The following is a 13658-nucleotide window of genomic DNA, read 5'->3' on the forward strand; positions in this document are numbered from 1 at the left end:
GTTAAAAATTATCAGATGCCCCCCTTATCAAGGGGGGATTAAGGGGGGACTAAGGGGGGATCGGCACCCCCCTTATCAAGGGGGGCAGGGGGGATCGAACCTAAAATCCATTTTTAATTTAATTATAACCAGCTACTTATCTAAAATAGATAATGTGATGTCGAGGAGTAGAATCAAGTCTAATTTTATGAACAATATCTTACCCATCCTAGCTTTGTTAATGTCGGTGTCGGGAATTGCCGTGTCTTTGGGACGGGAGGAAGTCCGATGTCATCTCGGTTTAGAATCGGCAGCCTGTCCCCAGGAAGAACAAAAAACCAGGGAAGACACCCCCGCAACTACCCCCGCAACTACCCCAGAATCTCCCCGGATAGAAGAAACTCCCGCGGAAAGTACCCGTAATATCGAACCTTCCCCCGAAGTTTCCCCCTCTCCTGAAAGGGAAACCCCGGTGGAATTCACCCCCATCCCGGAAAATAACCCCAGTCCAGAAGCACCCCCCGAAAATCCCCCCACCTCAGAAACCAAAGCGGTGGAAAAAACTCCAGATGCAGAACAAAGTCCCGATGTCAATCCATCTAAAGATGGAGAAACTGAAAGTATTCCATTAGAGGTTATTCCCCCCGGACAGTAAAATCGGACAAAATCAATTTCTGGTGGGGTAGGGTTGATTCATGAATCAACCCTACAGATCCCGGACAGTAAAATCGGACAAAATCAATTTCTGGCTGAGGATAGGAACTCATGCAAGAAGTAGTTATACTAAATCTGGTTATTAAAGACTGATTATTCATTCCCCTTTTTGCATGAGTGCATGAGTAGAAAACGGGTTTCTCGGAGAAACCCGTTTTCTGTGCGTTACTCAACGGATTTAGTATAACTACTTAATTTTTCTGCTGCTGTTGCTGATTAGGTAAAAACTATTTACTTTTAGTCAAAATTAATTAACTTCTAATCCCGGAATGCTTAACTGTTCGGTTTTTGGCTGTGTTTCCCCCAGATAATCCCCCTGCAACATATTAATTAAACAGCCACCAAGATGATAGGCCATATTCACGGGAACCGCGTTACCAATCTGTCGATATTGAGAGGTTAAATTACCGGTAAATTGCCAATCATCGGGAAAGGACTGCACTCGTGCATATTCTCTCACAGTCAGAGGACGAGTTTCTTGGGGATGACATCTTTCTGTTTGGGTTTGTGCCGGACTACAGGTAATAGTTAAAGCCGGTTCATCCCAAGATAATCTTTTAGCATATCCTGTCCGTCCGCCGTGATTTTTGAGACTATTTTTCATATATTCTTTTTGAATATCCATCGGCAAATTCCGCCAATTTCCTCCTGCGGGAACTAAGGACATAATCTCTTTTTTTCTTTCTTTATATTCTACTCCTGGAGAACTGGGACAATTCTCTAGGGCTTTTTTCAGAGAAATAGTATAGTTTCTATATTGGGGAAAAATCGGTTTAATATTTAGATCTTGACGGGTGGCGATAATAATTAATCTTTCTCTTTTTTGGGGAACATCAAGAAATTGAGCCGATAAAACTTGATAAGCAGCATAATAACCGATTTCCTGTAAAGCTTGCAGCATTAATTGCAGAGTTTCTCCTTTTTTATTGCTTAATAATCCTCGAACATTTTCGGCTATAGCGATTTTAGGTTGCACTTCCTGTAAACAACGAGCAAATTCAAAAAATAGGCTTCCTCTCAAATCTTCTAATCCTTTTCCTAACCCAGCATAACTAAAAGGTTGGCAGGGAAAACCTCCAGCTACAATATCTATTTTGTCTCTAAAATTGGAAAATTTAATCTTTTTTATGTCTTGATTTATAACATTCCATTGCGGTCGATTAAGTCTTAAAGTATTAACACAATCTTGATTAATTTCCACCAGTAATTGCGTTTTTAGTCCCGCATTTTCTAAACCTAAAGCCATACCACCACAGCCAGCAAATAATTCGATAACCGTGTAATTAGTTGGCTCAACAGTTTGTAAAATTCTCAATTCTCTGGGGGATTGGTTATTTTTAAGATTGGTTAATTGCTCGAGATCAAATAACCAATCAACTTGATTGATTTTCTGACCTTTGATTAATTTTTTCTTTTGCCATGTTAGTATTTCTGCGGTAGTTACACCGAGAATATTAGCGGCTTTTTGTAGATTTACCTGAGTCATAACCAATAATTAACAACTTATCTACCTCTCTATTATACATCAAAGTAGCTAAACTTGATAAAGTTTTTTTTCGATTTTCCTGACTGTCATCTTTAACTTATTCAGGATAGTTTCATAATCTAAGTCCAACATTGACCAAAAAGCTTGCCCTGCTAATAGCTCAATATTATTCTCTTTAGCTTTGGTTTTGCTAATTGTCCAAGAATTGCCCATATCTAAAGCAGCGGCAAAAACTGAGTTAGGATGTATTTTTAATTCATTGATACTCCGATCACTCTGGCTACCAGTAAGAGTATCTTTTTTAGTTTTTAATTGAGTGTATTTGATTATTCCTTGATTAAAAACTACTAAATCCACACCTTTGATTTTAAAATTTAGAATTTTTTCTGGTACAAAAACCTGTGAACTAATAGAAGCAATTTCTTCTAAAGTATGACCTAGACTTTCCGAGATAAGATTGACATATTTATTCGATAAGTACAAGTTTTCACATTGAGCAAACTCAAAAATATTTTTAAATCCTTTCTTCTTTTTGAGAGATATATTTTTAAAATCCTGTTTTTCTTTCAGGATTTTTTCAACTACTTTAGACTGGAACTCCTCCAAAGCATCATCGATTTTTTGATCCCTATTGTCTGCAATGTCTGTGTCTGTTTTTCTATTTTCTTGAAAATATTCAAAAATGAAATCATCAATTAGACGACAAATTTGATAAGTATCTACCAAGTCATGAGTAACAAAGGTAGGAATTTTGATCGCAGGTTTCTGTAAATTAATTTCTTCTAATAATTGGGTCAAGTTATGGCGATAAGAGTATAAATAGCTCATTATAGTTAGGGTTTGCTGAATAAATATAAAAACCTTGTTGGATAATACTTTTAGACTTTTTTGACCTCAAAAAGTGCCGACCATTGGAGTGATTGAGGGGAAAATTCAGGTACTTTTTCCCTGAAAATTAGGTAGTTGACCACCTGAAAATCGGTAAAACCCTACACCCCACACCCCACACCCCACACCCTGCCCCCAGGGAAAACTTTTTCAGCAGACCCTAGTTAGTTGCTGGGTTGGGATTGTTTACTGTTTAATTACAACTATAGCGGTGTGCAGTCGTATGAGGTACAGTGTCACGAGCTATAAACCATGCTAGGCAAAGCTTGGTTTGTATCTCACTCAAGCGCTTACCGCTATATAGCAATAGTCAATAAATTGTGAAAAAGCATCAAATCTTTTCAATTCGTTAAAATTAAATATTAACAGGGTCAATATATAATCTCTTATCTAAAATTGGTGTTTTTTGAATATTATTGACTTTGGCAATTGCTGATTCTAAACATAGCTGGTTTTCTGAAGATACAAACAGCCTACTGCTTTCCAATACCTCAAATGCTACCTCTCTAGAAATTTGTTCTATTACCTCTTGGCTAACTTGATTATTTAAGTTGATAAAATTAATTATATCCTCTATAATAACTTTACCAAATTTATTCTTAAATTTTCTTTTTTGTCTTAATACTTTCTGAAATAGCTTGGCTTTGACACCTATTTTTTCAATAATATCAGCATTATAAAAAGGTACGCCAAGAACGTTAGATTCTTGTCCTACAATTAAAACAATTCTTGCTTGCTGCTTGCTGACTCTTGCCAGTTCCTTTAAAATGTCACCCATATCTAAACAGTATTGTACTACAGTGTAAAAACGATTACTCCTATTTGCTCTATTAGAGCCAATTTCTGACTTGGCTATCTTGAGTAAATCCCATCCTAAGATTTCAGCAGATTGACGATAATTTTGATGGTAATTAAAAACATTTATATAGGGTGGAGAAGTCACAACAAAATCTATCTGATTATTTTTTAGTGGGAGAGAACGAGCATCAGATAATCCAACCCTGATCGGCTTTTGAGAGTAAGGTAGCTTAGTAATTATATTGCTAAGATGTAAAAATTTTTTCTGAATAAATTCCTGAGTAATTTTATTGTTACACACATCAAAAATGATTACTAAAGCATCAAATAAAACCTTTGACCGATCCGGTAGCATATTCCTAGTATTTTGCAATTTATCTACTAAATTTTCTACTTGGTCACTGACTTCAAAAATTCTCAAAGGAAATTCTTGATCGAGGATATTTCTCAGGTTTTTAAGAACTTCTTTTTTTTGAGAATCATTGATAAATTCATAGGTACGACTCATGATATAAGCAGCGGGATTAATCTCAAATCCATAAGCTTCTAGGGATAAATAACTTGCCTCTAGCAAAACAGTTCCGCTACCCACAAAAGGATCGAGGATGACCGAATTAGATGGGCAATAGAAACTTAAAATAGTCTCTATCAGTTGGGGTGAAAACTGACCTCGCCAAACAAATAAATTGGCTCTAGTTTTATCAATAATGTCAAGTTTGTCTTGGGGTATAGGTTGATCAAAATCTGGCAACTTTCAATCTCCCTCTATTGCTAAGAACAAAATTAAAGTTCTACTTTATCTAGAGAACAAACACCATAAAATGTCGGGGCTGAACAGGGTTCAACCCCTCAATATTTTCCTACTTACGTCCCGGAACTGTATATTTAAAATTCATCGGGCCAGTATAACCAGAAACCTCCGCTAATTTCTCTAATCTTTGGGTTCCCGAATATTCTTGACCCTTAATAATCCAAGTGGGGAAACCTTTAATTCCGGCATCGCGACAAGCTTGGGGATTACCATTAACCCCTTGGGGATCACATTCGATATAAACCCCTTCTTTTTTGAGGATTTCTCCCGCTTCCTTACCAAATAACTGTTTTTGATCGTAACAGTGGGGACACCAAAAAGCCCCGTATTCCTTCGCACCAATTGCTTTTAAATGTTTAGCCAGGGCGATTTCTGCTTTTCCCGAAACCGTGGTTACTTCCCAACCGTAGGGAGGTTTAGCCGCTGTCATTGGCCGGGTAATTTCTTCTTTTCCTGCTGCCACCGTGGGGGAATTTACTCCTGCGTAAACCGCTAAAGTTCCCACAAAAGTAATCATTGCCACTACAACCATCGGCAGTATAATTTGTCCTAAACCTTCCCATTCGCGACCGATAATTGTGAGAATTAATAGGGTTAAAGCGAACAAAGCTGAAGTGATGCAGTAGGGACACAATTCCTTTAATTCCGTGGCTAGAATATACATTAAATAACCACTAAATACCGCCATCGCCGTCGCCCCCGCTAACAGCAATAACCAGGTATTATTTTCTAAACTTTTGCGGAGATTTTTCTGAGTTTCCCCATTAATAAATAGAGGACTGAGGGCAAAAACCGCCATGGCAATATAGGCCAAAAAACCGAACAAACTCAAGGGCAGCCCGAAAACCGTAGCGTAGGGACTATTAAGAACACCAGTACAACCAGCCCCATCACTAGCCCCGGCGGTACAGGCAGCAGCCCCTCCCGTCAGTTTGGTAATGGTTAAATAGCCGGTCAGAATCGCCCCCACGATCGAAACGCCCCCAATTAGAGGCCGGGAGTAGCGATGAATCCAAGGTACAGAACGACGACGCATAATATTATTTAGATTAAATTACAGCAGAATTCGGGAGTCAGGAGTCAGGAGTCAGGAGTCAGGAGTCAGAAGGTAAATCGAAATGTACTTTGTTGAAAGGAAAAATTCCGTAACGATATCGCGTTAATTAGGACATTTTCAATTCCTAAAAACTTAGGCTCGCTGACGACCGATAACTATCCGCCATTCTAGCAAGGGGTTATGTGGACAGAGGCAAAGAAGGGAGAGAATTATCAATTTTTGCCTTTTGATCGTTGATCTGCCGGGCTGTTTCCACAAATTGCGACACCCGGATCGGATCCACCGGTTCAGTAATTTTGCCATGACGCTTGAGGGAACTAGCCACGATCACCCCATCAGCAGCCGGCAGCAACTGCCCGATATTGTCCAAATCAGCCCCGCTGCCGATAAAAACCGGTGTTCCCTTGGCCGCCGCCACTGCCAGTTCCAAATCCTCAAAACTAGGGGGGCTACCGGTAGCCCAACCGGAGAGGATCACCCCGTCTGCTAGTCCCCGTTCGATCGTATCTTGCACCGCCGTAGTCAGATTAGGGGTTCCCAAGGGGCGGGCGTGTTTAACCAAAACATCCGCTAAAATCTTGACCTCAGACCCCAATTCGCGCCGATAACGCAGGAGTTCGTGGGCCTGACCCTCAATAATGCCCTGATCGGTGGCCATAACCCCCGTTAGCACATTAACCCGAATAAATTGGGCATTGACACAGGTAGCGATCGCTAAAGCACTATGGGCATCATTGCGGAGAACATTAAGACCAATCGGTAAGACCACCAGATTTTTAATGCGATCAACAATTAAAGTCATGGCACTAACCACGGCCGGATCCACCTGTTGCTTAGTAAAGGGGGCATCAAAAAAATTCTCGATAATCAAACCATCAACACCGCCGGCAGCCAAAGCCGTCGCCTCCTGTTCAGCCCGCTCGATCACCGTCTTGAGACTGCCACCCCAACGGGGGGAAGTGGGCAGGGGGGCGAGATGAACCACGCCAATAATCGGGTTTTTTGTCTTGAAAGTTGCAATTAAGTTCACAGCGTCTACTACTCTTAGCGTCCCCAACCAGGCGCCGCTCACCCATTTTAACAGGGTGAAGGCCTACCCACGGTTCCACGGGGGGGAAATTATTTTAACTTAGTGTCAGCATTCGTCCCGATGCGCTTAGTGCGATGGGACAGGGCTTTTAAAGGGGCGAAGTAATTCGCCCCACAGTTCCCCTCATCAATGCTGACTTTGTATATAGACAATTCCAAAAAACTATGTTATCATAAACGGGTCTTGACCACTATTCCTTAAGCGATAACCGAGCTTCGGGGGGTCGTGTTGCAAGAAAAAGTGTGGGTCTTAGGAACTAGGACTCCTGCCTGGGTCGGGAAGGTAAGACTTGCTATCTTTCGAGGTAGAAAGCGCATCCCATTGAAGCAGGAAGCTCTCAAATCCGTTGAGAGTAGTTCACAATGTCTTAACATTAAAAGAGAAGTTTAAGATTTGGTTGATACTCGATCGCATGGGCAATAAGCCAACCATCGCTATCTCACACCTAGGCTGTGAGAAAAACCGGATCGACTCCGAGCATATGTTAGGACTGCTGGCCAAGGCCGGCTATCCCGTAGATAATGACGAGGAGTTGGCCGATTACGTTATCGTTAATACCTGTAGTTTCATTCAAGCAGCTAGAGAAGAATCCGTTCGCACCCTCGTGGAACTGGCGGAAGCTAATAAAAAAATTATTATCTCCGGCTGTATGGCCCAACATTTCCAAGATGAACTCCTGACGGAATTGCCGGAAGCCGTGGCCATTGTCGGCACAGGGGATTATCAGAAAATCGTCGAGATCGTGGAACGGGTAGAGACGGGAGAACGAGTCAAAGAAGTCAGCACCGATCCCACTTTTATCGCCGACGAAAATCTGCCCCGTTATCGCACCACCAGCGAGGGAGTCGCCTATCTGCGGGTGGCTGAAGGCTGCGATTATCGCTGTGCCTTCTGTATTATTCCCCACCTGCGCGGCGATCAAAGATCCCGTTCGATCGAGTCGATTGTGGCCGAAGCGCGACAATTAGCCAGCCAAGGAGTCCAAGAATTAATTCTCATTTCGCAAATAACAACCAATTATGGGTTAGACTTATATGGCGAACCCAAATTAGCGGAACTCTTGCGAGCGCTGGCAGAAGTCGATATACCTTGGATTCGCGTTCACTACGCTTACCCGACCGGGTTAACGCCAAAGGTTATCGAAGCGATCCGAGAGAGCCCGAATGTTTTACCCTATCTAGACTTGCCGCTACAACATTCCCATCCCGACATCCTGCGGGCGATGAACCGTCCCTGGCAAGGACGAGTCAACGATGGCATTATCGAGCGGATCAAGCAAGCTATCCCGAACGCGGTTTTACGAACGACTTTTATCGTCGGTTTCCCCGGAGAAACCGAGGAACATTTCAGCCATCTGCTGGAATTTGTCAAGCGTCATGAGTTCGATCACGTCGGGGTGTTTACCTTCTCCGCCGAAGAAGGTACAGCCGCTTTTGACCTGCCCGATCCAGTGCCACAGGCAATTATGGACGAACGCCGCGAAAGGTTGATGTTAACTCAGCAACCGATCTCGGAACGCAAAAATCAAGCTTATATCGGTCAAACTGTCGATGTTCTCATCGAACAGGAAAACCCAGAAACAGGAGAATTAATCGGGCGCTCCGCTCGTTTTTCCCCGGAAGTGGATGGCTTGGTTTATGTGACAGGGGAGGCGATTCTAGGTGCGATCGTACAGGTCCGAATCACTGCGGCCGATACCTACGATCTCTACGGCGAAATAGTCTAATTTTTCCATTTTTCTTATTTAATTCCCACAAAACAATCCCTATGACCACTGGTTTCAACAATTTAGGTTTATCCGATAGCCGTCTTCAACACCTAGAAACGCTTGGATTCACCACCCCCACGGAAATTCAAACCAAAGCCATCCCTCTCCTTCTAGAAGGGCATGACATGGTAGGAATGTCACAAACGGGAACCGGCAAAACCGCCGCCTATTCCCTGCCTTTACTGGAACGCATGGACACCAAAAATCCTAACGTTCAAGCTTTAATCCTCACCCCCACCCGGGAATTAGCCCAACAGGTGGCCAGCGCCATCAAAGATTTCTCTGATGATCGTCGTCTCTTTATCCTGACAGTCTGTGGTGGTCAATCCATGGAACGTCAGATCCGCAGTCTGGAAAAAGGTGTCCAGATTGTGGTCGGGACTCCCGGCCGGGTAATCGATCTGCTCGATCGCAAAAAACTCCATCTCGAATCCTTAAACTGGGTAGTCCTCGATGAAGCGGACGAAATGCTCAGTATGGGTTTTATCGATGATGTGAAGAAAATTCTGCAAGCATCCCCCTCCACCCGTCAAACCGCCTGTTTCTCGGCAACTATGCCCCGGGAAATCCGCGATTTAATCGCTAATTTCTTGAAATCTCCCGTTTCTGTGACGGTTTCTCAACCCCAGGCCGCTCCTGCTAAGATCGAGCAGAAAATTTATCTGATCCCTCGCGGTTGGACGAAATTAAAAGTCCTGCAACCCCTGTTAGAGATCGAACCCCTAGAATCGGCGATTATTTTCGTCCGCACCAAGCAAACCGCGGCCGAATTAACCAGCAAACTGCAAGAAGCGGGGCAAACGGTGGATGAATACCACGGTAACTTAAGCCAAGTGCAACGGGAACGACTGGTGCAACGTTTCCGCGAGGGCAAAATTAAATTAGTGGTAGCCACGGATATCGCAGCCCGCGGTCTAGATGTGGAAAATCTCAGCCACGTTATTAACTATGATCTGCCGGATAATGCCGAAACCTATATTCACCGCATTGGCCGCACGGGCCGCGCTGGTAAAACGGGAACTGCTATATCTTTAGTAGAACCGATCGATCGGCGTTTGTTGCGTCAGATTGAACAGCGTCTGCGTCAACGTCTGGAATCTAGTCCCATTCCTAGCCGCACCGAAGTGGAAGCAAAACGCCTGGCCAAGCTGCAAAATCAGCTAAAAGAGGCTTTATCGGGGGAACGTATGGCTTCTTTCTTGCCTTTAGTGCGGGATTTAAGTGAAGAATACGATCCCCAAGCGATCGCGGCGGCTGCCCTGCAAATGATCTACGATCAAAATTGTCCCCAGTGGATGAAAACCGATTGGGAAGTTCCCGCACCGACGAGCAGTAAACCGGTGATTAATAAAACTCCCCGCAGTGGTGGTAGTAAGTACCCCTCTAAGTCGAATAACCGTCCTTCCCTGGACAAAAAAATCGTCTTTCAGGAACGTTAATTTTTAGTTCTTGAATAGATAACTTTAAGAGTTGATAGACCGTTTTGGTTCTATCAACTTTTTTTTGTCAGGTAATTTCCCAGTACGTCGTCGAAAGCATTCTACATAATTTTATAGCTAAACTTTTGATAATTGATTCTAATCAAGTATTTGGGCTTTGTTTGACATTTTTGCTGATAATTACTATATAATTGTCTTAAATGAATAAATTTGAACATTTAATATGTCGAGTTCGTCAGAACCTTATCGTGGGAGGGTACAAGCTCAAGGAGACGATATCCAGCAAGAGGGTGGATACAGTTGTTCTTGGGCAAGAAAAAATCCTGTTACTGCTAAAGAAGGATTATCATTTCTTGCTAATATTAAAGGGCAATGCAGCGAATGTCAACGAGAGGAACGGAAACAAGCGTTTAGAAAAGCTGAACGCTTTGTTACAAATGCTAGTGAGCAAGGTGGTGTCACTCCAGAGGCACAACCGCACTCATTTCAGGATTCTAAACGTAAAACTAAAAACGCCCGTGTAGATATTGAAATTCGCAGTGGTCTTACCTTTATCCCTTCGCCCCAAACAGAATGACAACGATGCTTAGAAGAGTACAACAATTTTTAGACTCTGGCGATAGTGATAACGCTAGAGAAGAAATTGATAGAGCTTTCGGCAATCTGAGAAGGGTGGATAGTCATGTTAGAGAGTTTGCAGATCTGTTGGCACTGGGATCGATCAAAGCTTCAGAAATCGGCTTAGGGGTATTGGGACGTAAGCTTCTACAGAATGACAGCGAGATTAACAATGAGGTTGTTTGGTTATTTATTGCGTCAATTTTATCTCGCAATAGTATTCCCCCTGATAGTCCATCTAGAATCAGCCTACTTGTTCTTACCGCTTCTGTCAATAGTTGGGAATTACCAATTTTTGCGCTTCTTGCCCCTGCCCTCGACGCTTTTTTTAAAGTTAGTCTTGCGGACGGAACCCCTTTAATTGCCGAACAAACTTTTGATTTTTTGGCCACTTGGGGAAGAATTTATGCGAAAGCACCTCATGTCAAAACGCAGCTTCAAGAACTTCAATCTCTTAGTAATAATCTATTAGAGCAAGTAGATGACTCAGAGTTAAAAGCTGAATGGTCAGAGGGAATTAATATATTTTTTGAAGAAGCCAGGACAACCAAATATTCAGATAGTAATGTTTTTTCTGCTGGTGAAGAATTAATTAAAAAAATTTATAATACTCAAAGTTTACAGCGCAATACAGAAGATAAGAATTTGGCAGAGACAAAAGACAAGTTACTCCAATTAGTCACTTCGTCTCTTGCCACTATTGGAACAGTTCTTGATAGTCATGGAGTCATACTAAATCCGGTTATTAAAAACTGATTATTTATTTCCCCTTTTGTCTCTTGCATGAGTGCCTGTTCTGATATGTAGCGCATACTCAACGGATTTAGTATTAACCCTATATACTTTTGACTTTTTTATACTGTTCCGTCACGGCGGCATTTAATAGATCATCTTTAAAATTTCTGATTAATTCAATTACTAAATTATAAATACTGATGTATTCTTCATAATCGATAGTTAAATACTTGCCATGAGCAATTTTATTTCTTTGGGTGAGAAGTTGTTCATCAATAGCTTTCTGCCGAAGTTGATAATCACTATCATCAATTCCTAGAATAGTACAGATATCAGTGAAAACTTCAAAATTGAGATTAGATTTGGTGTTAATAATATTTTCGTGGGGTATAGAAGCTGTATTTTCTAGGTTATCAAGTAAATTTTTGATCATCTCTTTTTGTAACTTAAATTTATTGGTTTTTATTAACTCATTTATAGATTTTCTAGAACTAAGGGCAACGAAACAGTAATCCAGTTCATGATAATTTAATTTTTTTAAGGAAACAAACTGCAAATAACATTCTGCTGCATATTTAATAAAACCTTCCCAATGGGCATAGAGAGTGGTTATTCCGGCTCTAATTAATACTTCTTGCTCAGTTCCTTTTTGTGGAGGAATTTTAGTTTTTAAAATACTAAGTTCTTTAATTCGCCATGCCATATCTTCATCTAAGTTTTTCTGGAGAATTTCGATAGTTCTATTATCTTTACTCATTACTTTTTAAAATATTTTTTGCCAAATTCAATCATTTTGTGCATTCTAGTTCTAGCTCTCGATCCTGTACCGATGTTAGAAATAAAGTCAGATTCTGACCACATTTCCTGAATTTTTGTTCTTAGCAGTTCAATATCTTGAGTAGAGTAATCATCAATATTTTCTCGTAATCCTGTGGTGATCGCTTCATAAGCAGAATCGAGAAATTTACCCTTAAATCTTGTTCCATCATATTTGGTAAAAGTATCTTCACTCGTCGCTTGATCAAGCAATAAAAACATTTTAGCGAATTTTTCTTGCTCTAACACACGATCAAAAGTGATGGAATTGCATAATTTTATCAAATAGTCAGTCAAATATTCATTAACCTCTTTTTTGTTCAATGATGTTGGACCAAATGTGGGAGAAGACAGGGCAAAATATTTAAGAATTAGTTCCAAGTCGTAGCGTTCTTGTCTTAATCGCTCGGATAGGGAAATACAATTTTTAAAGTTCTCATTTTCTGCCAAGTCTTCTAACCACTTATATAGGCTTTTATCTAGCATAATCAAAAGACAATTACGCACCTCTTGATAAGATAAAAAAGAGCCACCAGTATTTAAACGATGAAAAACTTCAAACTTAGCATTTTTATCCGATTCTTTTTGGATAATCTGAACCTGTATTTTCGCTCTTTTGAAATCTATTTTTAGAGACGGGGGCAAATTATACTCTCCTTCCTCTGCACCTTCCCACATAACTCCGTTTAAGCTAGGTAATAACTTAGTACCTTGAAGCACCAGTTTCGGTTTTTTCTTAGTTTCATCGTCCTCATCTCTTAAATCGCCAACAAATTCCAAAATTGTTGAAATCCTTTGTAATCCATCCACCAATTCCCAAACACTATCTTCTTCTCTCTGATAGACAAAAATAGAGGGAATAGGAATTCCTAATAGTATCGATTCTATGAATCGGCTTTTTTGGGCTATTGTCCAACGAAAATATCTTTGAAAATCTGGATTAATTGTCATTTCTTTGTTATTATAAAGACTAATAATCTCTCCGATTGACATAGGATAGTTATCGGTACGAAATTCTTTAGTTTTTGCCTTAACTTCTTCTAATAAATTCATCTTATAGCAGTTATCTTAATGGTGAAGTACACAGTTTTCGTTTTGGGGAGCCGGTCGTCAGGATTCGATACCAAATTAGGTTACACTTCATCTTTAGAAACAAAGCTGTAATTTTTCTATACTTAGTATAATCCCTATATTCTACTTTAATACCATCCGCCAATTCAAAAATGAAACGCGTCAACCTCAAGAGTTGACAGAAAAAGGCTCATCCCCGCAATTGGCACAAACATCAATTTTCAGGTGGCTAATCTGCAAAGACGCGATTTATCGAAAATTTGGGTTAAAACCCCGTCCTTTTAGGACGGCTTTAAGCTACAATGGAAAAAGCGATAACCAAGCTAAAAACTGAACCTTGACAACAGATAGTAGGGGGTTTTGTTCAGAAAAGAATTCAAATTCGGCC

Annotated in this window: 12 protein-coding genes; 5 read left to right on the forward strand and 7 right to left on the reverse strand. The window is 40.9% G+C overall.

Annotated elements, in window-relative coordinates; translation table 11 throughout:
* The first annotated feature begins 187 nt into the window (after positions 1–187).
* Entirely contained in the window at positions 188–634 is a 447-nt protein-coding gene (locus O9290_RS14345; RefSeq protein WP_043999476.1) for a hypothetical protein, read from the forward strand.
* A 306-nt stretch (positions 635–940) separates the two neighbouring features.
* On the opposite strand, the gene O9290_RS14350 is transcribed toward O9290_RS14345, so the two are convergent.
* The 5 genes from O9290_RS14350 to btpA all read right to left on the reverse strand — a co-directional run bounded on the left by O9290_RS14350 (position 941) and on the right by btpA (position 6763).
* Positions 941–2179, reverse strand: a complete 1239-nt coding sequence (locus O9290_RS14350) for a DNA cytosine methyltransferase (RefSeq protein ID WP_002763248.1) — start codon at positions 2177–2179, stop codon at positions 941–943.
* A 48-nt stretch (positions 2180–2227) separates the two neighbouring features.
* Positions 2228–3007, reverse strand: a complete 780-nt coding sequence (locus O9290_RS14355) for a hypothetical protein (RefSeq protein WP_288057408.1) — start codon at positions 3005–3007, stop codon at positions 2228–2230.
* Positions 3008–3422: 415 nt separating this feature from the next.
* On the reverse strand, positions 3423–4616 hold the full coding sequence (locus tag O9290_RS14360; protein WP_288057411.1) for a DNA methyltransferase: 1194 nt from the start codon (positions 4614–4616) through the stop codon (positions 3423–3425).
* Positions 4617–4725: 109 nt separating this feature from the next.
* Positions 4726–5712, reverse strand: a complete 987-nt coding sequence (locus O9290_RS14365; RefSeq protein ID WP_288057414.1) for a vitamin K epoxide reductase family protein — start codon at positions 5710–5712, stop codon at positions 4726–4728.
* Between the two features lie 199 nt (positions 5713–5911).
* A complete protein-coding gene (gene btpA / locus O9290_RS14370) occupies positions 5912–6763 on the reverse strand; it encodes a photosystem I biogenesis protein BtpA (RefSeq protein WP_288057416.1) in 852 nt (283 codons plus the stop codon).
* Positions 6764–7235: 472 nt separating this feature from the next.
* Between btpA and rimO the strand changes: the two genes are divergently transcribed.
* From rimO to O9290_RS14390, 4 genes are all read left to right on the forward strand, one after another.
* On the forward strand, positions 7236–8549 hold the full coding sequence (rimO, locus tag O9290_RS14375; protein ID WP_288057421.1) for a 30S ribosomal protein S12 methylthiotransferase RimO: 1314 nt from the start codon (positions 7236–7238) through the stop codon (positions 8547–8549).
* A 41-nt stretch (positions 8550–8590) separates the two neighbouring features.
* Complete coding sequence (locus O9290_RS14380) at positions 8591–10030, forward strand: DEAD/DEAH box helicase (protein ID WP_002763242.1); 1440 nt, start codon at positions 8591–8593, stop codon at positions 10028–10030.
* A 223-nt stretch (positions 10031–10253) separates the two neighbouring features.
* Positions 10254–10607 (forward strand): hypothetical protein, encoded by a 354-nt coding sequence (locus O9290_RS14385; protein ID WP_002741232.1) that lies wholly within the window; start codon positions 10254–10256, stop codon positions 10605–10607.
* Between the two features lie 5 nt (positions 10608–10612).
* Positions 10613–11404 carry a hypothetical protein gene (locus tag O9290_RS14390; RefSeq protein ID WP_288057418.1) on the forward strand — a complete coding sequence of 264 codons (792 nt, stop codon included), beginning with the start codon at positions 10613–10615 and terminating at the stop codon, positions 11402–11404.
* 79 nt (positions 11405–11483) lie between these two features.
* Here the strand turns inward: O9290_RS14390 and O9290_RS14395 are convergent, their stop codons facing one another.
* Both O9290_RS14395 and O9290_RS14400 read right to left on the reverse strand, forming a co-directional pair.
* Positions 11484–12140, reverse strand: a complete 657-nt coding sequence (locus O9290_RS14395; RefSeq protein ID WP_288057419.1) for an MAE_28990/MAE_18760 family HEPN-like nuclease — start codon at positions 12138–12140, stop codon at positions 11484–11486.
* On the reverse strand, positions 12140–13252 hold the full coding sequence (locus O9290_RS14400; protein WP_288057420.1) for a DUF262 domain-containing protein: 1113 nt from the start codon (positions 13250–13252) through the stop codon (positions 12140–12142). Before O9290_RS14400 ends, O9290_RS14395 begins: the two co-directional genes overlap by 1 nt.
* Between the last annotated feature and the right edge of the window lie 406 nt (positions 13253–13658).

It is taken from the genome of Microcystis sp. LE19-41.2A (assembly GCF_027530405.1).
GTDB classification, from domain to species: domain Bacteria; phylum Cyanobacteriota; class Cyanobacteriia; order Cyanobacteriales; family Microcystaceae; genus Microcystis; species Microcystis aeruginosa.